Below are 26,172 nucleotides of genomic sequence, written 5' to 3'. Positions count from 1 at the left end.
CATTCAATTTTATCGGAGATAAAATCCTTGCGCCTTAAAAATATTCTCAGCCTCAAAACCTATTGCGCCTTTGCGATTTCCAACAACATCAATCAATTGATTCAAAAGAACAAACAGTAAAACAAAATTTAACATGAAAAAGAAATCATTAACTCCCGAACAAAGCCACGCCCTTTTAAAAGTGCTTCAAACCCGTTTTGAAAAAAATATGTCCCGCCACAAAAGCCTGAAATGGGAAAACATCCAGTCCAAACTGGAAGCCAGTCCTGAAAAACTTTGGTCTTTAAACGAAATGGAAGAAACAGAAGGTGAACCTGATGTGGTGGATTATAACCAAAAAACAGACGAATATATCTTCTTCGACTGCTCCCCGGAAAGCCCAAAACGCAGAAGTCTTTGCTACGACTATCCTGCATGGGAATCAAGAAAAGCTAACAAACCGGAAAGCAACGCCATTGATAAAGCTTCAGAAATGGGTATTGAAATTTTAACCGAAGAACAATACTGCCACCTTCAGGAATTAGGAAAGTTTGATCAGAAAACATCCAGCTGGATCCAAACACCTACTTCAATTAGAGAACTTGGAGGCGCTGTTTTCTGCGACAGACGTTACAATACGGTTTTCTATTATCACAATGGTGCAGATTCTTATTATGCGGCGAGAGGGTTTAGGGGGAGTTTGAGGGTTTGAGAGTGTTAGGGTGGAAATGAAAAATCTTTGATTTTTCAAAACTTATGTGCACTTCTTTATACACAAAGCTTGTCTCTTAAAATAACTTAAGTGTCTAAAAACTTTTGTGACTTTTGTGGTTAAATAATAAAGATTGGATTCCTACAGAAATCAAAGATTCGACGGAGTCAATGACAAAGTGTATGTAACAAGAAAATCAACGATTTTCAAAACTTATGTGCACTTCTTTATACACAAAGCTTGTCTCTTAAAATAACTTAAGTGTCTAAAAACTTTTGTGACTTTTGTGGTTAAATAATAAAGATTGGATTCCTACAGAAATCAAAGATTCGACGGAGTCAATGACAAAGTGTATGTAACAAGAAAATCAACGATTTTCAAAGCTTATGTGCACTTCTTTATACACAAAACTTGTCTCTTAAAATAACTTAAGTGTCTAAAAACTTTTGTGACTTTTGTGGTTGAAAATAGCTGCCTGGATTCCTACAGAAATCAAAGATTCGACGGAGTCAATGACAAAGTGTATGTAACAAGAAAATAAACGATTTTCAAAACTTATGTGAATTTCTAATACGCAAAGTTTGATAACTTAAAAAACTAAAGTGTTCAAAAATTTTTGTAAATTTTGTGGTTAAACAATAATTTTAAACCATTAAGATAGTACTCAATGGTTCAAAAAAATGTTCATTAATTTTGCAGCCAGGGAGATTCCACGCTCCAGAATATAATATTAACCCCAAGAAAATTCTGTGCATAATTCACAAATTCTTCTTTTGTAAAGGGCTTTTTTGTTTTTGGATTGATATAAGTTAAAGTGGGCTCCTGAACTGCCATAGCGACCAGTGGCAATTTTCCTTTATATTGATTAAAAAACGGATAAGAGTTTTTCATCTGAGCCTTTTTATCAGGAACAATGTCCGGCCCGCCTAACCCTATCTTATTTTTATCGGCAAAATCAAATAATCTGGACATATACTGATGATCATTTTCCCATTCGCACGGAAAAAAATTGACATATTGTAATACATAAGATTCTTTGAATGCTTGCCTTGCAAATTTTAAATTATCCAACTCAGCCTGAAAATATTTATCACAGCTAAAGCCGGTTTTATCTTTTTTCATTTCAATATCTATTGAGGTCTCAGGAAGATTGATTCCCTGAATTTTCCCATCAAACCTTTTCCCCAGCTCTCCTATCAGCTTTTGATATCTTTCTCTAACGGCAGGATTCCATTGCTGGGTTACCCAACCACTTCCAATAGGTTTATTCTCTCCCGGATTATCATACTGAGCCACTAAACCACCGATATACTCCTTTTCCTTCAAAATATAATCAGGAATATACCTTGCCTGAGGTTCAAAAAATCTGTCTTGGAGCTGTATAAACAATTTTTTATCTAAAGAAGTCAAATACTCTAAATCTTTTTCAATACCTGAAAAATTATAAACATCTTTTGAAGTCTCCAAAGCTCTCCAGTTATAGACAATCTGTACTCCGCCAATATCTTTTCGTACAATCATATTTTCTATATTCTGCAGATCTCCCGATGAAGTATAAATATAGTTTTGAGGTATTTGCCCCATCAAAAAATTTACGCCTAAAAATAATAATCCTAATCCCAGCTTTCTGACAGTTTGCTTCATAATATGAATTTAAAAATAAAATAATATGAATCATTTTCCGTGCCCAAGTGAATGATATTTTTAAACTTTTATAAAATATCCATTAATATATAAATAGTATCACTAATTTAGCGCTTCAAAATTTGATTTTAAATAACTAAGGATATGAAGAAATTAATTTTAATAGCTGCTGTTTCAGCAGTAATGATCAATTGTAATAAAAAAACTGAAGTTCCTGCTCCAAAAGCTGATACTGATACGATTGCAGTAGAAGAACCTGTGATAGATACACTAGGACCAAAATCGTTCTGCTATGTAGGAGTAACTGGAAAAGACAGTGTTTTTGCTTCTATTGACGACAACCTGGGAACCATCACTGGGAAATTATCTTATAAAAACAGTGAAAAAGACAGTTCAAAAGGAGACGTAACAGGATTTAAATCTGGAGATACACTGAAACTAACCTACGAATTTTCTTCTGAAGGTAAAAAAAGCAAAAGAGATATCTATTTCTTACAGAAAGACAATGCTTTAACAGAAGGTATCGGAGACCATAAAGAAGAAGACGGACAATCAAAATATGCGGATGAAAAGAAAATCAGCTATAAAGACGGACAAAAGCTTAGCACAGCTGACTGTAAAGTAGTGAGCAAAGCCGTAAAATAAACAAACTCTATTAAAGCCAAATAAAAATGCTGTTCTCAATACCTGGGAACAGCATTTTGTTTTATAAATTGTAAACCACAAACATCTGCGAAATCTGTGCAATCTGCAAGAAACTTATACCATTATTAATCTAATAAGATCATTGAGATTATTCATTCCGTTCAGAATGACAAATTAAAATTCCAACAAAATAGAATCTCTAAACTTCCTTCTCCCAATAATTTTCTACAATATTCCTAATGAACCCAACATATAATTTTAAATGGGCTGGCTCGCTAAATATAGAAAATTGATCATGAGTTGTGTGAAAACTCATATAGAAAAGCCAAAACCCAGCTGCAAGATATGGTACCGAAGCTAGTTCCTCAGGGCTCACTGCACGATACTCCTTATATCCATTCAGAAAAATATGATAGGAGTTTTGCAATTCTTCATCAGTCATTCTTCTTGCAGAAACATCCAGTACAAAATGCAACCAAAATGTCATGATATCATTAACGAGACAACCATATCCCATAAAATCAAAATCGAAAAAGGTAACTGTATCATGATCAAAATGAAAATTCTTAGGCAAAAAATCAAAATGACAATATCCTTTTGAGAACTCTGAGGTATCAAAAGCCGCCCACTTACGTTCTAATTGAACAGCAATCGTCTGCAGCCATTCATAATCTTCAGGATTTTCTGTAAAAAAGGGCTTTAACCTTTCCAAAGGTTTAAAAACAGTAGTTTGAAGATCAAAATTCCATCGTTCATATTCAACTTTAAAATCAGAAGACACATTATGAAAGCGAGCCATTTCATTTCCCATCATACGAAGCTGATTGTCATTCATAGCTCTAACAACCCTACCTTTAGCATAAGAAAATAGCACAGCATGCCTTTCTCCTTCTATCGCATTCAACTTTAAAATGGTCTGTCCGGAAAGATCAGTTATTGGATAAGAAACAGATACCTGAGCATCTTTCAAGGCTTGTAGCAATCTTACTTCTTCTTTGATATGATTCAGACTTCGATGAGAAGAACGATACATACGAAGGATAAAGGATTCATTTTCCGATTCTATCAGATAAGTATCTCCCACTCCTCGAACCAAAAGTTTGCATTGAACATTTTTTATTCCGTATTGAACAGCAATCAATCCTGATAATGCAACAGGACAAAGCGTTGAATAGATTGCGGGAAAAATAGAATTCATGGTATTTGTTTACTTTGTATTTATAAAATTTAAGTCCATATTTTCTTTAAAAACATGGACTTAAATGTATTTCAGATCTCAATAACTTCTCTGCTTCAATAGTATTATAATTCTTTTTTAAGAATTTCGATGAATCGGTCTACAGCTTCATCACTTGTACTCCATGACGTAATCAAACGGATAGCAGAAAACTCTTCATCTATTTTTTTCCAGACAAAGAATTCAAAGCTTTCTGATAAAACCTGGATAAGCTCATTGCTTAGAATTGGAAAAATCTGATTGGTATAGGTATCGGAAAGAAATTTCACCCCTTTTTCCTGCAGCGCATGCTTTATCTTCATAGCCTGTTGATTGGCATGTTTGGCCAGATCAAAATACAAGTCATTTTTCATCAGTTCCAGAAACTGAATTCCCAACAACCTTCCTTTTGCCAGTAATGCCCCTTTCTGCTTAATATTAAATGCAAAATCTTCCTGAAGAGCAGGATTATTAATCACAATAGCCTCTCCTATCAATGCTCCGTTTTTCGTTCCGCCCAGATAAAAGATATCTGTAAGCTCTGCTACTTTTTCCAGGGTAAGATCACTGATTTCAGAAGTTAATCCATGCCCAAGCCTCGCTCCATCCATGAACAGGTAAAGGCGGTTTTGTTTACAGAACGTCGAAAGCTCTTCCAATTCTTTAGCTTGATAAATCGTTCCCAGCTCTGTTGAATTGGAAATGTAAACCATTTTAGGCATCACCTGATGCGGAACATTGCTGTGATTTTCCAGTATTGGAATAATATCTGAAGGTCTCAGCTTTCCATCTTCCGTTTCAATGCTTAAAATTTTGTGGCCTGTGGCTTCAATCGCTCCGGTTTCATTATTTAAAATATGTCCTGTAGAGGCCGAAATAGCACATTGGTAAGGTTTTAAAACAGAAGAAATGACAATTAAATTTGCCTGTGTTCCTCCCGAAACCAAATAAACATCAGAATCGTTCTTATTAATTTTAGTCTTAATTAATTCCTTTGCTTTTAAAGAATATTCATCTTCTCCATACCCCGCTTGCTGATCAAGATTATTTTGTAAAAGTGCCTGTAAAATGTTCGGGTGACATCCCTCAGAATAATCGTTTTTGAATGAAAATTTCATAGAGTAAAATTAAAAAAAGTTCAATTAACAAGGGTGATTTTTCAAGAATATTTTGTTAGATTTGTATTGAAAATCATCTAACATTTTGAAAACAACCCTAACAGAAGAAAATTACCTGAAAGCTTTGTTTCATTTAGTTGACAATGAAGGAAAGGTGACGATTAATGAACTCAGCAAATTTTTAAATGTAAAAATGCCGAGCGTCAACAATATGATGAAAAAATTTGCAGAAAAAAAATGGGTCATTTATGAGACTTATAAGCCATTGATCGTTACTGCAAGTGGAAAACGCGAAGCTGCTTTGGTAGTTCGCAAACACAGACTTACCGAAATGTTTCTGGTAAAAAAAATGAATTTCGGATGGGAAAACGTTCATGAAATTGCGGAACAGCTGGAACATGTACATTCCCAGATCTTCTTTGATAAAATGGACGAAATTCTGGATTACCCTAAATTTGACCCACACGGAGAGCCAATTCCTGATAAAGATGGAAACATTATTGCTCAGGATCTTCAGAAGCTAAGCAGCTGTGAAGAAGGAGAATCCGTTGTATTTGCTTCCGTTACACTTTCAGACGATGCCTTTCTAACGTACTTAAATGATCGAAAACTTCTTCTTAATACCAAGGTGAAGGTTATTAAGATCGAAAGCTTCGATAAATCAATGACGCTGGAAATTGAGGGTCAAAAAGAAATTCTCAGTAAAAAAGCCACTGAAAAAATATTGGTAAAAAAATAATCACCATAAAGGCTGCTTCAACAACGAAGCAGTCTTTTTTGCCACGAATACACCAATTTTTTATTGAAACTCATATATCAAGTATGATATTCTATGGGCTATGTGATTGAAAGAGATTGAACCACATAGATGATAGTGTAAATGAAATTATACGTGTATTCGTGGCATTTTTCAATGGTATACAATTTTATCGGAGATAAAATCTTTGCGCCTTAGAAAATATGATATTAAAAAATTTGCGTCCTTGCGTTTTCCAACAATCCCCCCAAATAATAACCCCTCTTCCACAACTGTTAAAAAACGGTTAAACTTCTTTTCTTAAAAAACTTCGAAGATTAATTTCACTACGTTTGCAAAATATTCTGTTGAGATTCGTCTATCTCATAAGTACCAAAATTTTAACTATTACCTTAAAAATTTATGAAAAAAAGCATTCAGTTTTTTATTGTTTCGATGTTGTTGAGCCCTTTTGCAAGTGCACAGGTAAAAGATTTTGTAATCGAACAGCCACCGATTAAACAGAACTTATATATTTACAAAACTTTCGGAGTATTCGGCGGTAAAGAATATTCTGCCAATTCAGTATATCTTATCACCAAAAAAGGCGTTGTTTTATTTGATGTTCCTTGGGAAAAAGTACAATACCAAAGCCTGATGGACACCATCAAAAAACGTCATAACTTACCTGTTATTGCTGTATTTGCTACCCATTCTCATGATGACCGTGCCGGAGATTTGAGTTTTTTTAATAAAAAAGGAATTAAAACCTATGCCACTACTAAAACCAATGAATTCCTAAAAAAAGATGGGAAAGCCACCTCTAGTGAAATCACTAAAATCGGAAAACCTTACCGTATTGGTGGAGAAGAGTTTGTGGTAGACTTTCTTGGTGAAGGACATACTGCCGATAATGTTGTAGTATGGTTCCCAAAATACAATGTACTAGATGGTGGATGCCTTGTAAAAAGCAATTCAGCTACTGATTTAGGATATACTAAAGAAGCCAATGTAGAAGAATGGCCAAAGACCATGAAGAAACTACAAACTAAATATTCAAAAGCTACCCTTATTCTTCCCGGACATGACGAATGGAAAGGAGGTGGCCATGTAGAACACACTTTGGAGCTTTTAGAAAAGAAATAATTTCATTTTCCCTTAATTAATAAAAAAATCCCGAATTTTCATTCGGGATTTTATATTTGATAATGATGTATAGTATTAATCTAGTACACTCCAACCTCTCTTAGGATTGGTATTTGTAGTAACTTCCTGTTCATTAACAATGATATTTTCTTTTCTCTGACCGATGTAATCCAGTTCGCTTAGTTTAGAGAAGATCGTTTCCAAACTTCTTAGCATTTGCTGGATATAAAGCAAAGGTTCTCCACAATTATGGTGATCGTAATTGGTTTCAGCTACGATAGACAATTGATTCAATAAGGTATGCGGCGCAATCTCACTCCACTCTAAGCTATAGTTTAGCATTTCCTCCAATTCTGCAGGAACAAGAAGCTGTGTAGAGTTATATAAATGAAGCGCTAATCTGGCAAAAGATTCAATCAAAAATATAGGTGGCTGATAAGGTGTAATATTTCTGAACTGGAAATACATGTCACCAAAAGTAGTCACCATTGTATTACAAACAAACTTCACATTCTGTGCTAAAGCTGTATTCTGATTCTTGTGGGACGCTTTCTGAATGATTTTAAAAGCATACTGCTGCAGATTCCCTATAGACTTTGCAAAGCTGCTGTAATAATCCACCAAAGCCGGATGGCTCTGAACAGAGGTACAAGGTGGAATAAAATTAGAATCTACCTGTGCAATGTTAGCTTTAAATCTACTTTACCGATAATCAGATAATTTCCGCCTGAATAACTACTGTTCAAAGAAGTTACAGGAAGAAGTTCAATGTGGTGATTAGGTTGGGCACTTGGATGGCGCGGCGGAATCTCTTCCGGATCAATATCTCCAAACGGAACCTTATCAAAAGGGTTTACAGAAATTAAAATATAATATTCACCGTCTGCCTGTTCTTCACTCATCGACTTTGCTAGTGATTTAACACTGATTCTTCTGTCGCTTAGCTCAATACGGTATCCGGCCATAGTAACAGCACTACATCTTTTGATCACAAGCTGCACATCATTAGTAGCAGTATTGTGAACATCAAAAATAGTACGGTCTGTATATTCTATAGAAATAGGCAAAAGCCCATAGTTATATGTAGTAATCCCAAGTGAATTGGAATCTCTGATGGTATCAATTAAGAAATTATCCTGATCATTAAGGTGTCTCTGGGAAACTTTCATCCCATCCACCCAATTGATTGCAAAATGTTTAATAGGTTGTATCATGTTTAATACTTTTTAATTTTTTGTGTTTATGATTTTCTTGCGACTCCCTCCTCTTCATGTTGAATGACTCTCTTACAAATAACTACTTCATTTTCAGAAATATTGTTTGTCGTAATGTCCTGGTCGAAATCTATATATTTTCTAAAGCTGAAAAACGATTTTTTGGTATAAAAGATCCAATAATAAGGTTCTCTTACTTCATCAGAAAGATGAATGATGGATCCTGGGTTTTTATGGTTGTAATCATCCACTACTCTGTAAAACCAGTCTCCAAAAGTGATTCCTGTAGGAAGAGTTTTCGCCTTAATTCTGAATCGGTTTGAGTCTTCAAGTTTTTTACTTAATTCAACATTCAGAACCATCAGACGATCAAAATCTGCTCCTTCAAAGTCAGGAAGCTTTTGTTCCGGTGAATATCTCCATGTTTTATAAATATCAAAAGGAATGCTGATAAACTGAATATAGCAGTAATAGAATACCATAGGAACTACAAAAATCAACATACTTGTAGCAGCCATCACAGCATATCCTGTATCTTTACTCATCCAGTTGAATAACAGGGTAAACAAATATCCTCCTAATGTAATACACGTCAATGAAAGTATAGATTCAAACAGAATACTCATTGCCAGAGAATCAATATGTTTCTTGAAATATTTGTGTAATAAATTGACATGAATAATCCCAAAAATAAGATAAATAACCTGTGCAATAAGATACCAGTACGGATTAAAAAGATTTCCGGCAAATCCAAAAAAACCTGGTAGAGCCAGGCATAAACTGCACAGAAGAACGTATACAATAATTACTTTAATTTTGATCGCAGGCTTGTTTCTCCTGATAATACCCAGGATAAACATCATGATGATTGCGATTAAAGGCATTAAAATATACCTTAAAAAAATACCTTTTACTGAAGAAATTTCCATTTTTTTCTTTTCGAATTTATACTTTGTTGGTAGTTGTAAATATAATAAAATAATTTAGAGGAATGTAGAGTATCCAAGGCGGCTGGCATTTCTTTCATCATCCTCAAGGCTGAAAGAGTATTCCAGTTTTTCCGTAACAAAATTTTCTTCTATATCTACTGTTATAGGCAGAAAATAATCATACAATGTTTGAAGTACTTTTCTGAATGGGCTTTCCGGGATATACTTTTTCATTTCCTCATAAGGAATCGGGCCGATATTCACTACCCAATTGCGCTGTCCGTCCATATGCCTTCCACTTGGAATATAGGTGACCCCCAATCTGGAATTCCCCAACAGCATGGAATCATTATTTTTTTCAATTTCATCAATAACGTTGGGAGAGAAAGTTACTTTAACCGGAACCTGAAGGAAAGCGGTCATACACCTTTCAAACCATCTTTTATCGCCACGAATCTGATGAAAAAACGGCAGAATATGCATAAATATATAGGCACTCTGCTTATCCAGCATATCGATAAGCGGCCAAAGTTCCCTTACTGTTTCCAGTAAAGCATCCGTATTGCTTGTAATATCAAATTCAGACTCTTTTAGAAGTGCACTGATCTCTGTGAAAAAAACCTCCAGCTCAAAAGGACGGAAAAACTTTCGCGCATCGTCCTCTACTCTTTTCTGCTTTCTGATTTCTCTTACAACCGTATCTACATTTTTTCTGGAAGCTCCGAGAGAAGGCGGGTGAAATAACCCTTCCGGAAGGTAATCATAAATTCCCTCCCTATAACTTTCTATCGTGAATACTTCCTCATCAAAACCTAAATAACTGCTCGAAATGCTTTTTATATCTTTCAGATAAGCACGATCGTTTATCCCGACTCTTTCAATAAATATATTGCTTACTGCCCGGTGATATTTCAAAAGATTTACAGCTACAGCCTCCGCTTTGAAATCTGTCTGTAGCTTATTGTAATTCATGTCTACAATATTATTCTCATACATAGTGTTTCCTGTGATTATGACTTGTAAAGATAATATATCTCGTAAGTTTGAAAAAATATTTTAACAATAATTTTATTTTAAAAATACTAATTTATTGACATTAAAAGGAATATTTTTCAGTAAATTCCGTAAAAATACGGTAATAAGAGAATTTGCTTAAACGTTGAAATTGAAAACTACAGTCTCATTATCAGCCGATTATACTTTTAGACTAACGATTGAAAGCTTGAAAGTTTATCACCATATCCTTATTATATATACTATTATATACTCAAAACCCCGCGCCGCGCATACCATATCCTAATATCTGATGCACAAAAATTCACCTCCAAACCTAGTACAATTCATCATTTTATTCAGATTAAATTTTATTAACACCATCGTTTGGAATAAATTTAAGATAATGCATGTTCATTCGAAAAGGGGATTGTATCTTTGCAGACTGAAAATTGTTATTTAAAATGAAAAGTATTTATTCTAAATTCTGATTTTAGCATTCATTTCCTCTTCACTTTACTCTTATGCATGGGGACTGACGGGGCACAGAGTAATTGCAGATATTGCAGAAAATCACCTTTCCAGAAAGGCGAAAAGAGAGATCAAAAAAATAATGGGCAAGGAACGTCTTGCATATTGGGCTAACTGGCCGGATTTCATTAAATCTGATACTACCGGAGTTTGGAAGCAGGCTTCATCATGGCATTATGTAAACATTGATCCTCAAACAGATCTTAAAGCTTTTGATCAAAATTTAAAAATGCAGGCAGGGCCAAGTCTTTACACTCAGGTAAATACCCTATCCAGCCAGATCAAGGATGAGAAAACGTCAGCAAAAGACAGAAAGATTGCTTTAATCTTCCTTATCCATATTATGGGAGATCTTGCTCAGCCGTTACACGTAGGAAGAGCAGATGATTTAGGGGGAAACAAAATCAACGTTACGTATTTTGGCGACAAAACTAACTTACACTCTGTTTGGGATGGTAAATTAGTAGATTCTCAAAAATACAGCTACACAGAATATTCTAAGCTTTTGGATATTAAATCTAAAGAGGAAGTAGCACAGATTCAATCCGGAACGTTGGAAGACTGGTTGTACGATTCTCACAAAATTGCCAACAAGATCTATGCACAGACTCCTGATGGTTCAAAATTATCTTACGACTATCAGTACAAGTTCAATGATACTCTTGAAAGACAATTGTTATACGGAGGATTAAGACTAGCTAAAGTATTGAACGAGCTATTTTAATTAAAAAAATCTTATAGATAATAGATAAAACGGAACTGTGGTTTCGTTTTTTTTGTTTGTAGATAGGAAATTGGTGAAGAGATACGGATGATGGTTGGTAGGTAAACGTCCTGTCAAAAATTTTTTGAAATTTAACCAATTCTCCTCCTGAAGGGAAAAAGATAAGTTGATATCTATAAAACTGTAGTAAGGTATTATTTTTGCTTTCTATAGCATAGATATCTAATTTATATTTTTCTTTTTTAGCTTTTAAATCTATGATATAGCTGCCTCTACCCCCTTTTGAGTGAGAAATTTAATAAAAAAGTAAAACTTGTGTAACCTTTTTATGTTTCCATACGTATAATATATAGTAACTCTTTTTTGAGGATAAAATAAATGAGACAATTAAAAATCACTAAGCAGGTTACCAACAGGGAAACTGCTTCATTAGACAAGTATTTGCAGGAAATTGGTAAAGTGGAACTGATTACTGCGGACGAGGAAGTAGAATTGGCACAAAGAATACGTGCTGGCGATAGAGCCGCATTGGAGAAATTAATTAAAGCCAACCTTCGTTTCGTAGTTTCTGTATCTAAGCAATACCAAAACCAAGGTCTTTCCTTACCCGATTTGATTAACGAGGGTAACTTAGGATTAATGAAGGCGGCAAAAAGGTACGATGAAACTAGAGGTTTCAAATTTATCTCTTATGCAGTATGGTGGATCCGTCAATCAATTTTACAGGCGTTGGCTGAGCAATCAAGAATTGTAAGACTTCCGTTGAACAAAATTGGTTCCATCAATAAAATTAATAAAGCATACGCTCACCTTGAGCAGGAAATGAAAGACCACCTTCTCCGGAAGAATTGGCTGAAGTTCTTGATATGAGTGAGGAAGATATTAAAGAATCTATGAAAAACTCTGGTAGACACCTGTCTATGGATGCACCTTTAGTAGAAGGTGAAGATTCTAATCTTTATGATGTATTACGTTCAGGAGAATCTCCAAGCCCTGATAAAGACTTAATGCTTGAATCTCTTCAAATTGAAATTGAAAGAGCATTGAATACTTTAACTCCAAGAGAGGCTGACTTGGTAAGATTATACTTCGGACTGAACGGAAAACACCCAATGACTTTAGAGGAAATTGGTGAGACTTTCGATCTTACAAGAGAGAGAGTTCGTCAGATCAAAGAAAAAGCAATTAAGAGACTAAAACACAATACCAGAAGTAAGATCCTTAAATCTTATTTAGGTAAATAATTTTAGCGCCAACAATTTTATAAGCGGAGTCTGTTTTCAGGCTCCGTTTTTTTATTTTTGTATTTATGGATTCAGATTTATCTTCTTTTTTTGCAGGAGCTGTCTTACTTTTTATTCTCATTAGTATTGGTATTGCCCTGTACCTGAAACAGAAACGGAATCACTTCTTCCATTATATGAAAAGAAGAAAGCATCAGTTGGTAAAAAATGTCGAAATCAGCTTTGCCAACCCCACCACCATTGATCCTACCCTTACCTACACAACAGCCGACATCATTTTGTTAGAGAATGAAATTTTTATCATCCCCTTCAACAGGCCTATCTTGCATTTAAATAGTAATCCGGAAATTATATTGCCAGGAACTCAAAGGCTGACCATGAATTCCCAATCAATATCGGATGACAGACTAGAAGTAAAAGTAAATGATGATATGGGAAGTATGACGGTTATTTTAAATCTAAAGAATAAGAATATTGATTTACACTCTGTCGGTAAGCATGTGTAACAATTTCTACAAGATCTTCAACTAATACCATAAAACCAACAAAATATAATGACATGAAAAAAATACTTTTCGCAGCAGCATTGGCTTTAACAGTAATTTCCTGCAAAGAAAACAAACCGGTCATAGAAAATGCAGTAGATAATACAGACTCCAAAATCTCATCATCAAGATATATTAAAGGACAAAATATGCTTGATGCAATTTATTATGAACAAATTAAAAACGATGAAAATTTAAAAAATTTAGATAAAAAAATTATCTTGTTACAGGAGGATAGCCGAAAAGTAAAAGATCTATATAATGATATACTCCGCAAAAATGATGAATATTACTCAGACGCTGAATATGGAGCAAAAAGCATTAATGATTCTGCTTTAAGAAAGAACATAATCAATCTGGTAAAAGAAAGTTCGGATAAATACAATGTAAAAACACAAAAACTAAAAGAACTATCTTTAAAAATAACTAAAAATAGCCAAAATATTTACAGCTACTATATGGCTTTCAAAATCAAAAAAACACTTCCTGAAATTGAAAAATATCAAAACGCTCATCCTTTAAAAACAGATAGTCTGGAGCATTTTATCAACAAACAGAATAAGTTGATTGAAGAATTAAAAAATATAAAATAATACCTTTTATGAAATATACTACGAAATGGCTTACTGATAAAACGCGTGTTGAAGAACTCGTAGACTTTTTTATTACCCATAAAACAGATTCCTATATCTCTCACAGTGAGATTATGTATGGCAGGGCTCTGGATTCCCAGCATTGGAACCCTGATCTTAGAAAAATATTCACAGAACAGCTTATGAATGATTATGATTATGACGGAACTTCAAAACTGAATATTTTAATCGCTGAAAATGAAGAAGGAAAAATTGTCGGAATGTTGGTTTTCAATGTGATCAACAGCCCATTTAAAAAATATGCTATTCTTGAAGATATGCTTTTGGATCAATCCGTACGAGGACAATCTCTTGGAAGCAGGCTTCTAGAAGAGGTGATCCAGGAATCCAAAAACTGGAATGTAAGTTTTATTATGCTGGAAAGCGGTGTTGATAATCACGGTGCCCATCATTTTTTTGGTAAATATGGTTTTCAGAAAGTATCTGAAAGTTATATGCTGACATTATAAGTTTTAATAGGTGCCGGAAATATGCAAAGATTTCTATGTTAATAAGCAAGCATTATGAGTGTTTTTTATTGATAAAAATTCTTCTTTTTGGTAAAAATGGTTGCTTTCGTTTGATTGAATTGAATTGAACATGTAAATATAACCTTCACATTTTCAAATAAAAAGAATTAAAATCTTTATTTTCTATGGAAATAAATGATTAAATTAACCCATATCAAAATCAAAAAACTATGAAAAAAATCTTTTATGTACTCCTCCTGATAATCGGGTTTCAAAGCTTTAAGGCACAAGAGGCTCAATTATTGGACAGAAAACTATTTTTTGGAAATCCCGAGATCTCCGGTGGCCAGCTAAGCCCGGATGGAAAATGGATCTCATTCCTGAAAGAATATGGCGGAATCATGAATATCTGGGTGAAAAAATTTGATGAACCGTTTGAAAAAGCAAAACCATTAACAGACAGTAAAAGGCCGTTAAATGGATATTTTTGGTCTGAAGATGGAAAATATATATTGTATGTAAAGGATAAAAACGGAGATGAAAATATCAATATTTTCGCTGTAGATCCAATGGCTAAAGTGGCCAGCGGCGTTCCTGAGTCAAGAAATCTAACTCCTCTTAATGAAGTGGCTGCCCAAATTTATATGGTGAGCAAAAAGGATCCTGATCTGTTGATGATTGGATTAAATAATCGAGATAAAGCATGGCATGATCTCTATTCTTTAAAAATTTCTACCGGTGAATTGAAAAAGATCTTCGAAAATAAAGATCGTATTACAGGGTACAATTTTGATTGGGATGAAAAACTCAGGATCTTAAACAGAACTGATGATAAAGGAACAACTCAATTTCTTTATAAAGATGGTGAAAAACTGACTCCTATCTACGAGACATTGGTAACAGAAGAAGCTTATATTTCAAGATGGAATGAAGATAATTCAAAGTTTTATCTGGTAACCAATAAAGGAGATCTGGATAAGTCTGCGTTATTTCTTATGGATCCCAAAACTCAACAAATCACAAAAATAGAAAGTGACCCTAAGGGAAAAGTAGATTTTGGAGGATTGTCTATAGACCGAAATACAAGAAAAATTATTTACACGTCTTATACAGCCGATAAAACCGAATACTACTGGAAAGATAAAACCTGGGAAGCTAATTATAAATTCCTGCAAAGCAAATTTCCAGGCAAGGAGGTTGACTTTTCAAGCTCAACAAAAGATTATTCGAAATTCTTAATTTCTGTTTGGGGCGATAAATATGTTTCTGAGTCTTATTTTTTTGATACTAAAACAAAAGAATTAATTTTTCAGTATACTCCAAGACCAGAACTAAAGAAAGTTGAAAAGTATCTGGCTTCTATGACTCCAATTAGCTACAAAAGTAGTGACGGCCTTGAAATCCCTGCCTATTTTACATTACCGGCAGGATCTTCGGGTAAAAATGTACCTGTAGTCGTACTGGTTCATGGAGGACCAAAAGGACCAAGAGATTATTGGGGCTATAATTCCATCGTACAATTTCTGGCGAACAGGGGCTATGCTGTGTTACAGCCAAACTTCAGAGCGAGTGGCGGATATGGTAAAAAGTTTCAAAACGGCGGGGATCTGCAATGGGGAAAACTTATGCAGGATGATATTACCTGGGGTGTAAAGCACCTGATTGATAATGGAGTTGCCGATAAAAATAAAGTGGTCATTATGGGTGGCAGCTACGGTGGCTATGCTACTCTTGCCGGATTAGCCTTTACTCCCGATGTATATGCTGCAGGAGTGGATATTGTAGGCCCAAGTAATCTTTTCACTTTATTGGATTCTGTACCTGCTTATTGGGAATCTGGACGTGCCTTTTTGTATGGAATGGTAGGAGATCCAAAAACTGAAGAAGGTAAAAAGTTAATGCGTGAAGCAAGCCCATTGTTTAGTGTCAATAAAATTAACAGACCTCTATTGATTATTCAGGGAGCCAATGATCCTAGGGTAAAACAGGCAGAGGCTGATCAGATTGTTATTGCTCTTCGTGATAAAGGTAAAAAAGTAAATTATATTTTAGCCGATGATGAAGGACATGGATTCAGAAAGCCTGTAAACAGCATGGCGATGTATGCTGAAACAGAAAAATTCCTTTCTGAAGTAATTGGAGGAAGATATCAGAAAGATATGCCTGAAGATGTAGCAAAGCGCCTGAAAGAAATGACAGTGGATATTACAAAAGTGACCTATACTCCCACAGAAAAAGCTAAGGAAACTAAATCTAAAAAATAAACGAAATAAAATGTAATATAAAAGCCATCTATTCAATGAAGATGGCTTTTATATTTTTTAATAATATGAACAATAACTCTATCAAATTCTTTTATCCTCGAACATCCTAGTTATTAAGCATTAATCATGAGATCTGCAAAATCTGTAAGATCTGCGAGAGATAATTATCTATAGAAAAGACCGCCTCACTGAGACGGTCTTTTATCTAATAGGTTAAGGTAATACCAGCTCCCCAGCCCATCTCATTATCATAATTTCCGGAAATGGACAGGTATTTCTGAACGATATACCTTACTCCTGTTGAAAACTCGCCGTCAGAATTCACACTGAAATTTCCTCTCAATCTTCTTGAAAGCGGAATATCTTCCCTACTTAATTCTAATAAGACTTTTCCGTTATGGTCTACACTGGCATCGGCTGTAATCAACATGGGTAATACATATTGCATCCCGACAATGAAAGCATATCTGCTTTTTGAAGCTTTCTGTTGTCCAAACCACGTTTTCTTACCATGAAAATCCATTCCCATATCTTCTGCCATCTGGCGTTCCATGATCTCATGATTCTTTTGCACTCTAACTCCAGCATAAGGTAAAGCCCATTGGAATTTTCCTAGAAATCTTCCCACTTTTGCACTTCCTTCAAAATGATCGAAGTTCCAGTTTGTATGAAATTCATTCAGGTTGGCCCATCTTGGCCCAAACATCGTCATCGTTTCTGCATGTATCTTATTACTTGCCACGTCCAGCATCGCCATAGAACTTATCATTTTATTGTCCTGCAGAAAGTTTTTCCATGCCAATTTTCTGTTAGGAAGCTGTGGATTCGGTTTTGAATTTTCGTAACTGAAGATTCTTCCCATTCCAGCCATCATATGGTATAAAATATGACAGTGGAAAAACCAGTCTCCATCCTGATTGGCTGCAAACTCAATAGTAACCGTTTCCATCGGCATGATGTCTACTACATTTTTCAATGGCGAATACTCTCCTTTTGAATTGATCAATCTGAAATCATGCCCGTGAAGGTGCATTGGGTGACGCATCATGGAGTTATTATATAATTTGATTCTCAGGATCTCTCCTTTTTTGATCAGAATTTTATCTGTTTCTGTAACCGTTTTATTATCCAGCGTCCACAGATAATGGTTCATATTTCCTTCCAAAGTAAACTTCATATTGCGGATACTGTCTGTAGGAAGAATTGTTTTTTCAGGGGATTTTAAAATATTGTAAGACAATCTTTTGATGGTTTTCTCCTCCTTCATATCCATTCCGGCATGTTGGGAATGGTCTTCATCCTTTTTCTCTTCCTTTGTCTTCACTCCCATCATTTCATTGATATGCTTTGCTGTCGTTTTTCGTTGACTTTCCGGGATTTCCGGATACATCACTTCATTCATATCCATCATCTGATTTCCCATCGTCATGGTCATCGGCTTCATATTCCCACTCATTTCCATCATTCCGTTCATCATTTTCATGCCTTCAAAGAGCATCAGTCTCGGTAGATTTGGAGCTTCTACTTCACCGGAACCCAGCCAAAGAGAAGCATGTCCTATTCTGTCTTCAGAAGTAGCACGAAATTCAAAGCTTTTGTTTTCAGGAATGGTTACTTCGATATCATAGGTTTCCGAAACTCCGACAATCAATCGGTCTACTTCTACGGGAACTACATCATTCCCGTCATTCCCTACTACTTTTATTTTTCCACCACCATAATTCAGCCAGAAATAGGTAGAAGAACCTCCGTTGGCCACTCTTAATCTTACTTTATCTCCAGCTTTTAAATTAGAATAATCTGAGCTGGGAGCCCCGTTGATCAAAAATTTATCATAATAAACATCACTCACATCCATGGCTTCCATCCTCTTCCATTCATTCAGAGCTTTTGTTCCGAAATTTCCGGACTTGATCGCTTCCCAATAACTCTGAACAGCATTTTTCTTTACAGCATACCAATCTGTATTGGCCATGTGAAGCCTTCTGGCAATCTGCATAGGATCATCATCACTCCAGTCGCCTAATAATACTGGGATTTCTGCATTATATTCTGCTCTAGGTTCTCCTTCTCGCTTTTTAAAGACCAAAATTCCGTTCATTCCTATTTGTTCCTGCAATGCTTCATGTGAATGATACCAATAGGTTCCGTTTTGAGAAACTTTAAACTTATATAAATGAGTTTCTCCGGGAGTTACAGGTTTTGTAGTAAGATAAGGAACTCCATCGTGTTCATTAGGTAAAATAACTCCATGCCAGTGAAGTCCTGTATTTTCTTTAAGCATATTGTGCAGGTAAATTTCTGCAGTATCTCCTTCTGTAAAATACAATGTAGGTGCCTGAAGCTTGCCGTTGATGGCAAGGGCTCTTCTATTTTTCCCTGTAAAATTGACAATAGTATCTTTTACATACAGATCATAACGAACCGTTTTTCCTCCAAAAGTAATTTTCCCATTCTCAGAATTTCTTTTTAAAACAGACTTTTCTTCTTTTGGTTCCTCCACAACAGCATGCTGATGTTTCTCTTTCTCTACCAGCTCCATTCCACATTTAGGACACTTTCCTGGCTTTTCTGAAATCACTTCAGGATGCATAGGGCAAGTATAAGTGATTGAAGTCTGGGATTTAGGTTTTGATGGAGATGAAACTTGGGGTTGATTGATTGTTTTTAAAGCAACTTTAGCCGGCTCTGCTTTCCTTACTGTATTTATTTTCTTAGCCTCTTCAGCTTTCTTTGGCTTTTTAACATCAACCTTTATTTTATTTATTTCTGTGAGCTTTGTTTTCGTCTCTGCTTTAGGGATAGGTTTTACTGTTGGTTTTGCCACAACTTTAGGCTGTACCACAACCGTTTTCTTTACCAATGTCATTTTACATTTCGGGCAGTCTCCAGGTTTTGAAGAGACCACTTCGGGATGCATAGGACAGGTATAATAGGTCTTCGTTGTTTGTGCGAACGTAAAAACAGAGAACAAAAGCACCAGAAACATTATTAGTTTTTTCATAATATTCCGAACTTTTTTTGTAGCTGTAGAGTTTAAAGTAAAAAATAACTTAAACCATACAACCAATTGTTTTAAAGATAAATACGATAATTATTTAATTTCTGACTTTACACTTCCGCATGAAAGCATAGATTTTCCGTAATAGGGATTCATGATCTGTTTCTCATCACTTAACCAACTTCCGTCAGCCATTGGACAATATTGTACATACACCGGTTTTTCGGAAAGTTTGAATTGCTTTGTAAGGGCAATCATATTATCTGAAAGATTGAAGAATGTTTCTCTTTGAGCGGCAACAGTTCTTGCTTCGGAAATCACAGAAGCATCTTTTCTAAGAATATTCAGATTTCCTTCAGAGACGAGCTTATAGTCTATAGTAGAAGCTGTTTTAATGAATTCCGTAGCCGCTTTTGAGGTTTTGTCTGCATCATCTGAAGCTAAAGCTGATTTGATCGCGATATAGTTCTGATAAAGCTTTGAAACCTGAACGTCTTTTTTAGACTGTGCTGAAAGTGAAATAATTGAAAATAAAGATAGGGCTGCTGTAATGATATACTTTTTCATTGTTTTAAATTTTAGAATTAATTTTTTAATAAAGAATAAGGGTAACGCACAGGTAATGCGTCAAGACGTGTCATTTCTTCGATGTTATCCTAACCTCGAAAACGACTGACAAATTCTAAATTCTAAAATTACAATGATTGATATAGATAGATACCGGCTTGTACTCCGGTGGTGCATTGATTTGAATTTGGGTAAACTTGGTTGCCGAAAAAGACTTGTCTACAAAAGCAAACTGATGTTTCACAGGAATTTCCGCAATCTGACCTAAAAAGTCAACATTAAGCAAATCAGATTTTTGAGAATCATCAACTTTTACAACTTTTATTTCGGTCTTGCAGCATCCTTTTTTGTCTTTAACACCACATTTACCACAAATATCATCAACTTTCTGACTTACAGAAACAAATTCCTGCATACAATAATGAACGCTAAAAGCTGCTCCGGAAGAGAATCCGAAGTAGAAAATAGAGAATAGTATGGCTAGAATCTTTTTCATTGGTGAGACAAAGGTAGAAATATCCGGGAAACTGTTGTTATAAAATTCTGTAATCTTGTTATAAAATTCAGGTAAATAAAAAATCCTCCGAAAATAATTCAAAGGATTTTTTATAATTTATGTACTCTCGCAAATGATGCGAATTAAGTAGATTTTACAGTTTGAACTCTAACTTCACATTGAAGAAACGTCCTGTAAGACGTACCGGAACCGGATACATATAGTTTGTATTGTAATCTGTGATCCATTGATTAGCTACTGTATTATTAATATTAAATGCGTTGAAAACCTGAACTCCTAAAGATAATTCCTGGAAATTCCCCCAAAAACCGGATCTCTTATTCTTATCCTTCGGGTCAATAAATACTTTTGTCAATCCAATATCTACTCTTTTATAAGCAGGTAATGTTTGCTGATAGCTATATGCTGAATTGAAATCCGGCTTTCCATTATCAAACATTACTGGAGATCCTGTTGGTAATCCCATTGCATACACCAATGTAAGATTTACCCTCATGGATGGAAACTGCGGCATATAATCCTGATAAAACAAGGCAACCCTAAATCTCTGATCTGTTGGCCTTGGAATATCTCCTTTTCCATCAATATTTTCATACACTCTTGCATAACTTGCAGATAACCAAGAATCTACTCCGGGAACAAATTCACCGAATAATCTGGTATCAATTCCGTATGCATATCCTTTTGCATTATTCTCTCCTGAATAACGGATTCTCACATTATCCATATAATATGGAATCAGGTTATCCATTTTCTTGTAATAAAGCTCCGTTGTCAATTTAAACGGCCTGTCATACATATAGAATTCGTAATCATTAGCAAGGATTGCCTGGATAGATCGCTGTGACTTAATATTAGAGTTGAAGTTTCCATCAAGATCTTTAATCTCCTTGTAAAAAGGTGACTGATAATAGATTCCTCCGGAAAGTTTAAACAACATATCTGTATCCCAATCCGGTTTTATAGCAAACTGGACTCTTGGTGAGAATATTGTTTCTTTATTGAAACTCCAGTTAGATACTCTTACTCCGGCATTCAAAAATACCTTGCTGGCTCCCCAATAGAATTTCTGAGAATACTGAGCATAAGCTGATAATCTTGTGGGCTCTATATTATTATTTCCGGCAATATGATAGAACATTCTAAGATCTCCTGTTGTAGTTCCTGTTCTCGGGTCAATAACTTCCGGTCTTGGAAGGCTGTATCCTGCAGAATCTACCAATTTCCATTCGTTGGTAAGATCTTTAAGGTTTTCTTTTTCATATTTGAACCCAACCTCAATATCTGTATTTATATTAGGCGAAAACTTAGCTCTAAACTGTGTTCCATAGGTTCTTACAAACAAATCGTTTCTGGCATGTTCCGTCTGTCCCCCAACATCATAACTGGAAACAGGCTCTTTGGTTATCGGATCAAATGTCTGCAGATCATATTCTGAGCGAATGGTATAATATTCTCTTTCCCTGTTCTGATAAGCAAAAGCATCTAATGTAAGTTTCCATTTGTCTGCAGGCTTATAGTTCATGGAAAATGTACCCATCATATTTTTATACTGGTCATTTTCTTTACCACCATATCCTATATTTACGGTAATAGGCTGCTGAAGGCTTCCGAAAGTTACACTTTTCGCTTTAGGAATCATTTCGTAATCATTCTTAGAATAATATCCTATGAACGACATGGAAAATTTATCATTAACGTGATAATTCAGATAAGACTGAAAGTCCCAATAAGTAGGATTAAAATCGGTATCTTCCTTTAACGTATTCAGAACAAGATTGGTATTTCTGTATCTTCCTGAAAATAATGCGGTAAATTTTTTATTTTTTGAAGCTAAACCGGTTGTTAATCGACCACCAATTAAGCTAGCTTCCCCAGAAACCTCAAATTTTTCAGGTTCACGGTAATAAATATTTAAAGCAGAAGACATTTTATCACCATATTTTGCTTCAAATCCTCCTGCTGAGAAGTTCACGGCCGATACCATATCCGGATTGATGATACTCATCCCTTCCTGTTGAGAATTCCTGATCAGGAAAGGTCTATAAATCTCAATATCATTGATATAGATAAGGTTTTCGTCATAGTTTCCACCACGCACCATATATTGGGAAGAAAGTTCAGTGTTGGAGTTTACGGAAGGTAATGTTTTAATCAATCCTTCAATTCCACCACTGATAGAAGCTACGGCTTTAGCTTCTTTTGCAGAAATTTTAACATTGGTAATGTCACTGGTCTTTCCAATTATTTTTTTCTGGAAGACAACTTCCTCTATATCGGTTACTTTAGTCGTTGATGTGTCTTTTTTCCTCTGTTGAGAGAAAAGCAGAACAGGAACCATAAGGCTTAACGGTAAAACTAGTTTTTTCAAAAGAAATATTTTAGAATTTCTAAAATTAATGTTTTTTTAACAATTACAAAATCGATTCTCTAATTCTTGTCAATTTTTGTAATAAATCTTCTAATAAATCTAGTCTTAGCATGTTGGCACCATCAGATAATGCAGTTTCGGGTGTTGGGTGAGTTTCGATGAAAATTCCATCCGCTCCTACTGCAATTCCTGCTTTCGCAACAGTTTCAATAAGATCTGGTCTTCCTCCGGTTACCCCCGAGCTTTGATTAGGCTGTTGTAATGAATGCGTAACATCCAAAATCACTGGTGCATATTCTCTCATGGTAGGAATTCCTCTATAATCTACGATCAAATCTGTATATCCGAAAGAATTTCCTCTTTCAATAATCGCTACTTTCTGATTATCAGAATCCGTCACCTTCTGAACAGCAAATTTCATAGATTCCGGAGAAAGAAACTGTCCTTTTTTCAGAGTCACACATTTTCCTGTTTTCGCTGCAGCCACTAATAAGTCTGTCTGGCGTACCAAAAATGCAGGAATCTGAAGAACATCTACATATTGTGCGGCTAATGCTGCATGCTCATTTTCGTGAATATCCGTGGTGGTAGGAATATTGAAAGTTTCGCCTACTTTTTTAAGGATTTCAAGAGACTTCTCCTCTCCGATGCTTGTAAAAGAGTCTACACGGCTTCTGTTTGCCTTTTTGAAACTCCCTTTGAATATATAAGGAATATTATATTTATCTGTAATGTTGATTACTTTTTCAGCAATTCTCAATGCCATATCTTCTCCTTCAATAATGCAAGGTCCTGCGATAAGGAAAAAGTTTTTTGAATCTTTGTGCTGAATATTATCTAAATACTGAATCATTTTGTTGTTATTAAAAAGTTCAGTAAAAATACTGAGAAAGTTTTAGAAATGGAAATTATTTGAGGAGACGTTTTCGTTTTAGAGTTTTAGAGTTTTAGAGAGGGGAATTGCTATATTTTGATTAGGCTGCATTTTAGTAGGTTAAGTTTTAATTAAAATTCTGGAGGGTATTCAATGATATAACTCCCTCTTATTTTTCAATATCCAGCTTGTTATTCCGAAAAAATCTAAACATTATATTTTTAAGATCTAAGGCTGGATTCCTGACGGAATGAAAAGTATAATGGAGTACTTTAGGTTTTGACTAAAACCAATCGAATTTTGATTTAAAATAAAAGAACTACACAGTTCTTCAATCCGCTATCCCCCTCGTAATCAATAAAGAAAACGCTAACCATTTCTTGACCTTATCGTTTGATAATAAATAATAAAGTGGAAACTATAAACGATCACTCATAGTTAATTTTTATTATATTTAACAAGATATACAGCAGATCATAACTTATATTGGGTATAAAATTGTATGCATACATTACTTCCTTTTTTTCTGATAATGATTACAGCAATTGTATTGCTCAATATGCTTGCTACAAAACTTAAGGTCGCCTACCCCATACTATTAGTAATAGGAGGTTTGTTAATTGGGTTTATTCCTGGATTACCGGATATATCTGTAAAACCCGATTTAATTTTTCTCGTGTTTCTTCCCCCATTATTATTTTTTTCGGCAGGGGCTACATCTATTAAAGAAATGCGTAAATGGTGGCGAATGATTGGCAGCTTTGCCTTCCCGGTAGTTTTTATTACCGCACTTACAGTAGCTGTTGTAACCAATTATTTTATTCCTGGCTTTTCCATTGGCTTAGGATTCTTAATAGGAGGTATAGTATCACCACCTGATGCTGTAAGTACTGCTGCCATTACAAAGTTTGTAAAAATTCCAAAAGTACTTACTTCTGTACTAGAGGGTGAAAGCCTTGTAAATGATGCATCATCCCTTATTATTTTCCGGTTTGCCTTGATAGCTGTAGGTACGGGTCAGTTTATCTGGCAGGATGCCACGGTCAGCTTTTTATGGATGATTATTGGTGGTACAGGCATTGGTTTATTGTTGGGATGGATTTTTGTACAGATGCATAAACTTCTGCCCACTGATGCCCCTACGGATATTGTTTTAATTCTAATGGAACCGTATGCAATGTATTGGATTGCAGAACAGGTACATTGTTCGGGTGTATTGGCAGTAGTAGCGGGAGGTTTATATATTTCTAATAAATGGCTTATCTTTTTAAACAGCAGTAGCCGTTTAAGAGCGGTAAGTGTATGGGAAAGCTTTATCTTTTTACTCAATGGCATTGTGTTTTTTATTATTGGATTAACATTACCTGACATTGTAAAAGGCCTAAGAGCAGAAGGTATTCCTTTAGGTACAGCCATCGGCTATGGTGTATTGGTCACGGTTGTATTAATTGTTACCCGTATTATTTGTTGTTATATTGCTCAGATAGCCACTTTTACTTTCAGAAAGAAATTACTGCCTCCTGAAATTCCGCGACGGGCGTATTTAGTGCCATTGATCATGGGCTGGACGGGTATGCGTGGTGTAGTATCATTGGCTGCAGCATTATCAATACCGGTCATGTACAATGGTATAGCATTTCCGCAACGGAATCTTATTCTGTTTATGACCTTTGTAGTCATATTCCTCACCCTTATAGTACAGGGACTTACGCTGCCTTATTTTATTACAAAATCTAAAGTATTTGACATTCGACTACTTACCGATTCTTCTGAAGAAGAACAAGACAAAAAAATAAAAATAGGTTTGCGAAAAGAAATGTATGAATTTTTAAAGCAGAAGTATGATAACGGCCATTTACAAAATAACGTGATCTTCCAAAAGATGATGATGCATTGGGAAAAAAATGAAAAAGCTGATGATGATGAATGGATGAACGAAGAAACGAAAAACATATATATAGAATCGCTCGAAGCACAGCGCCAATATCTTTCTGAACTGAACAAAGACCCAGATATTAACGAAGAACTCATCCGCAAGCAGTTATATTTATTAGATCTTCAGGAAGAACGATTGAAATTAGGATAAATATAAGAGACAAG

General features: G+C 35.1%; 21 protein-coding genes and 2 pseudogenes. 11 read left to right on the top strand and 12 right to left on the bottom strand.

What is annotated here, in order from left to right; all coding sequences use genetic code 11:
- Nucleotides 1-133: 133 nt before the first annotated feature.
- Complete coding sequence (locus tag QWZ06_RS12600) at nt 134-691, top strand: DUF4256 domain-containing protein (RefSeq protein WP_290298468.1); 558 nt, start codon at nt 134-136, stop codon at nt 689-691.
- Nucleotides 692-1,378: 687 nt separating this feature from the next.
- Here QWZ06_RS12600 and QWZ06_RS12595 read toward each other — a convergent pair.
- Complete coding sequence (locus tag QWZ06_RS12595; RefSeq protein ID WP_290298466.1) at nt 1,379-2,335, bottom strand: hypothetical protein; 957 nt, start codon at nt 2,333-2,335, stop codon at nt 1,379-1,381.
- A 144-nt stretch (nt 2,336-2,479) separates the two neighbouring features.
- Between QWZ06_RS12595 and QWZ06_RS12590 the strand changes: the two genes are divergently transcribed.
- Nucleotides 2,480-2,980 carry a hypothetical protein gene (locus tag QWZ06_RS12590; protein WP_290298465.1) on the top strand — a complete coding sequence of 167 codons (501 nt, stop codon included), beginning with the start codon at nt 2,480-2,482 and terminating at the stop codon, nt 2,978-2,980.
- 199 nt (nt 2,981-3,179) lie between these two features.
- Here the strand turns inward: QWZ06_RS12590 and QWZ06_RS12585 are convergent, their stop codons facing one another.
- A complete protein-coding gene (locus QWZ06_RS12585) occupies nt 3,180-4,178 on the bottom strand; it encodes a phosphotransferase enzyme family protein (RefSeq protein WP_290298464.1) in 999 nt (332 codons plus the stop codon).
- A gap of 104 nt (nt 4,179-4,282) precedes the next feature.
- A complete protein-coding gene (locus tag QWZ06_RS12580) occupies nt 4,283-5,314 on the bottom strand; it encodes a threonine aldolase family protein (protein ID WP_290298463.1) in 1,032 nt (343 codons plus the stop codon).
- Nucleotides 5,315-5,399: 85 nt separating this feature from the next.
- Here QWZ06_RS12580 and QWZ06_RS12575 point away from each other — a divergent pair, with 85 nt between their 5' ends.
- Together QWZ06_RS12575 and blaIND are read left to right on the top strand one after the other, a co-directional pair.
- Nucleotides 5,400-6,053, top strand: coding sequence for a metal-dependent transcriptional regulator (locus tag QWZ06_RS12575; RefSeq protein WP_290298462.1), 654 nt, complete (start codon nt 5,400-5,402; stop codon nt 6,051-6,053).
- A gap of 420 nt (nt 6,054-6,473) precedes the next feature.
- Nucleotides 6,474-7,196: an IND family subclass B1 metallo-beta-lactamase gene (gene blaIND / locus QWZ06_RS12570; protein WP_290298461.1), complete on the top strand. Its 723-nt coding sequence runs from the start codon at nt 6,474-6,476 to the stop codon at nt 7,194-7,196.
- Nucleotides 7,197-7,271: 75 nt separating this feature from the next.
- On the opposite strand, the gene QWZ06_RS12565 is transcribed toward blaIND, so the two are convergent.
- From QWZ06_RS12565 to QWZ06_RS12550, 4 genes are read right to left on the bottom strand one after another with little or no spacing between them, the layout of a single operon-like run.
- On the bottom strand, nt 7,272-7,820 hold the full coding sequence (locus QWZ06_RS12565) for a hypothetical protein (protein ID WP_290298460.1): 549 nt from the start codon (nt 7,818-7,820) through the stop codon (nt 7,272-7,274).
- Between the two features lie 47 nt (nt 7,821-7,867).
- Nucleotides 7,868-8,410 (bottom strand): hypothetical protein, encoded by a 543-nt coding sequence (locus QWZ06_RS12560; RefSeq protein WP_290298459.1) that lies wholly within the window; start codon nt 8,408-8,410, stop codon nt 7,868-7,870.
- 26 nt (nt 8,411-8,436) lie between these two features.
- A complete protein-coding gene (locus tag QWZ06_RS12555) occupies nt 8,437-9,339 on the bottom strand; it encodes a TssN family type VI secretion system protein (RefSeq protein ID WP_290298458.1) in 903 nt (300 codons plus the stop codon).
- A gap of 54 nt (nt 9,340-9,393) precedes the next feature.
- The gene (locus QWZ06_RS12550) at nt 9,394-10,311 is read right to left on the bottom strand and encodes a type VI secretion system baseplate subunit TssG (protein WP_290298457.1); all 918 of its coding nucleotides are present in this window, start codon (nt 10,309-10,311) and stop codon (nt 9,394-9,396) included.
- 485 nt (nt 10,312-10,796) lie between these two features.
- Here QWZ06_RS12550 and QWZ06_RS12545 point away from each other — a divergent pair.
- From QWZ06_RS12545 to QWZ06_RS12520, 6 genes and pseudogenes are all read left to right on the top strand, one after another.
- A pseudogene (locus QWZ06_RS12545) lies at nt 10,797-11,587 on the top strand (S1/P1 nuclease).
- A 378-nt stretch (nt 11,588-11,965) separates the two neighbouring features.
- Nucleotides 11,966-12,831, top strand: a pseudogene (locus tag QWZ06_RS12540) (sigma-70 family RNA polymerase sigma factor).
- Between the two features lie 65 nt (nt 12,832-12,896).
- Nucleotides 12,897-13,337: a hypothetical protein gene (locus QWZ06_RS12535; RefSeq protein ID WP_290298456.1), complete on the top strand. Its 441-nt coding sequence runs from the start codon at nt 12,897-12,899 to the stop codon at nt 13,335-13,337.
- Between the two features lie 53 nt (nt 13,338-13,390).
- Complete coding sequence (locus QWZ06_RS12530) at nt 13,391-13,969, top strand: hypothetical protein (protein ID WP_290298455.1); 579 nt, start codon at nt 13,391-13,393, stop codon at nt 13,967-13,969.
- 8 nt (nt 13,970-13,977) lie between these two features.
- Nucleotides 13,978-14,478 carry a GNAT family N-acetyltransferase gene (locus QWZ06_RS12525; protein WP_290298454.1) on the top strand — a complete coding sequence of 167 codons (501 nt, stop codon included), beginning with the start codon at nt 13,978-13,980 and terminating at the stop codon, nt 14,476-14,478.
- A gap of 230 nt (nt 14,479-14,708) precedes the next feature.
- Nucleotides 14,709-16,742, top strand: a complete 2,034-nt coding sequence (locus QWZ06_RS12520; protein WP_290298453.1) for an alpha/beta hydrolase family protein — start codon at nt 14,709-14,711, stop codon at nt 16,740-16,742.
- Between the two features lie 205 nt (nt 16,743-16,947).
- Here the strand turns inward: QWZ06_RS12520 and QWZ06_RS12515 are convergent, their stop codons facing one another.
- The 5 genes from QWZ06_RS12515 to kdsA form a co-directional block, all read right to left on the bottom strand.
- On the bottom strand, nt 16,948-19,731 hold the full coding sequence (locus tag QWZ06_RS12515; RefSeq protein ID WP_435384138.1) for a multicopper oxidase domain-containing protein: 2,784 nt from the start codon (nt 19,729-19,731) through the stop codon (nt 16,948-16,950).
- Between the two features lie 105 nt (nt 19,732-19,836).
- Nucleotides 19,837-20,310, bottom strand: coding sequence for a DUF3347 domain-containing protein (locus QWZ06_RS12510; protein WP_290298450.1), 474 nt, complete (start codon nt 20,308-20,310; stop codon nt 19,837-19,839).
- A 115-nt stretch (nt 20,311-20,425) separates the two neighbouring features.
- Nucleotides 20,426-20,806 (bottom strand): HYC_CC_PP family protein, encoded by a 381-nt coding sequence (locus QWZ06_RS12505; RefSeq protein WP_290298449.1) that lies wholly within the window; start codon nt 20,804-20,806, stop codon nt 20,426-20,428.
- A gap of 154 nt (nt 20,807-20,960) precedes the next feature.
- The gene (locus tag QWZ06_RS12500) at nt 20,961-23,198 is read right to left on the bottom strand and encodes a TonB-dependent receptor plug domain-containing protein (RefSeq protein ID WP_290298447.1); all 2,238 of its coding nucleotides are present in this window, start codon (nt 23,196-23,198) and stop codon (nt 20,961-20,963) included.
- Nucleotides 23,199-23,241: 43 nt separating this feature from the next.
- Complete coding sequence (kdsA, locus tag QWZ06_RS12495; protein ID WP_076351837.1) at nt 23,242-24,051, bottom strand: 3-deoxy-8-phosphooctulonate synthase; 810 nt, start codon at nt 24,049-24,051, stop codon at nt 23,242-23,244.
- A gap of 523 nt (nt 24,052-24,574) precedes the next feature.
- Between kdsA and QWZ06_RS12490 the strand changes: the two genes are divergently transcribed.
- Complete coding sequence (locus QWZ06_RS12490) at nt 24,575-26,158, top strand: Na+/H+ antiporter (RefSeq protein WP_290298442.1); 1,584 nt, start codon at nt 24,575-24,577, stop codon at nt 26,156-26,158.
- Nucleotides 26,159-26,172: the final 14 nt, after the last annotated feature.

The organism is Chryseobacterium tructae, assembly GCF_030409875.1.
Lineage (GTDB): Bacteria > Bacteroidota > Bacteroidia > Flavobacteriales > Weeksellaceae > Chryseobacterium > Chryseobacterium tructae.
The sequence above is the reverse complement of the archived record's forward strand: the minus strand, read 5'-3'. Positions and strand labels throughout refer to the sequence as shown.

Bases quoted from the DNA above. Each gene is read 5' to 3' on its own strand.
- QWZ06_RS12600 (WP_290298468.1), top strand. From the start codon at position 134: ATGAAAAAGAAATCATTAACTCCCGAACAAAGCCACGCCCTTTTAAAA.
- QWZ06_RS12595 (WP_290298466.1), bottom strand. From the start codon at position 2,335: ATGAAGCAAACTGTCAGAAAGCTGGGATTAGGATTATTATTTTTAGGC.
- QWZ06_RS12590 (WP_290298465.1), top strand. From the start codon at position 2,480: ATGAAGAAATTAATTTTAATAGCTGCTGTTTCAGCAGTAATGATCAAT.
- QWZ06_RS12585 (WP_290298464.1), bottom strand. From the start codon at position 4,178: ATGAATTCTATTTTTCCCGCAATCTATTCAACGCTTTGTCCTGTTGCA.
- QWZ06_RS12580 (WP_290298463.1), bottom strand. From the start codon at position 5,314: ATGAAATTTTCATTCAAAAACGATTATTCTGAGGGATGTCACCCGAAC.
- blaIND (WP_290298461.1), top strand. From the start codon at position 6,474: ATGAAAAAAAGCATTCAGTTTTTTATTGTTTCGATGTTGTTGAGCCCT.
- QWZ06_RS12560 (WP_290298459.1), bottom strand. From the start codon at position 8,410: ATGATACAACCTATTAAACATTTTGCAATCAATTGGGTGGATGGGATG.
- QWZ06_RS12555 (WP_290298458.1), bottom strand. From the start codon at position 9,339: ATGGAAATTTCTTCAGTAAAAGGTATTTTTTTAAGGTATATTTTAATG.
- QWZ06_RS12550 (WP_290298457.1), bottom strand. From the start codon at position 10,311: ATGAATTACAATAAGCTACAGACAGATTTCAAAGCGGAGGCTGTAGCT.
- QWZ06_RS12535 (WP_290298456.1), top strand. From the start codon at position 12,897: ATGGATTCAGATTTATCTTCTTTTTTTGCAGGAGCTGTCTTACTTTTT.
- QWZ06_RS12530 (WP_290298455.1), top strand. From the start codon at position 13,391: ATGAAAAAAATACTTTTCGCAGCAGCATTGGCTTTAACAGTAATTTCC.
- QWZ06_RS12525 (WP_290298454.1), top strand. From the start codon at position 13,978: ATGAAATATACTACGAAATGGCTTACTGATAAAACGCGTGTTGAAGAA.
- QWZ06_RS12520 (WP_290298453.1), top strand. From the start codon at position 14,709: ATGAAAAAAATCTTTTATGTACTCCTCCTGATAATCGGGTTTCAAAGC.
- QWZ06_RS12515 (WP_435384138.1), bottom strand. From the start codon at position 19,731: ATGTTTCTGGTGCTTTTGTTCTCTGTTTTTACGTTCGCACAAACAACG.
- QWZ06_RS12510 (WP_290298450.1), bottom strand. From the start codon at position 20,310: ATGAAAAAGTATATCATTACAGCAGCCCTATCTTTATTTTCAATTATT.
- QWZ06_RS12505 (WP_290298449.1), bottom strand. From the start codon at position 20,806: ATGAAAAAGATTCTAGCCATACTATTCTCTATTTTCTACTTCGGATTC.
- kdsA (WP_076351837.1), bottom strand. From the start codon at position 24,051: ATGATTCAGTATTTAGATAATATTCAGCACAAAGATTCAAAAAACTTT.
- QWZ06_RS12490 (WP_290298442.1), top strand. From the start codon at position 24,575: ATGCATACATTACTTCCTTTTTTTCTGATAATGATTACAGCAATTGTA.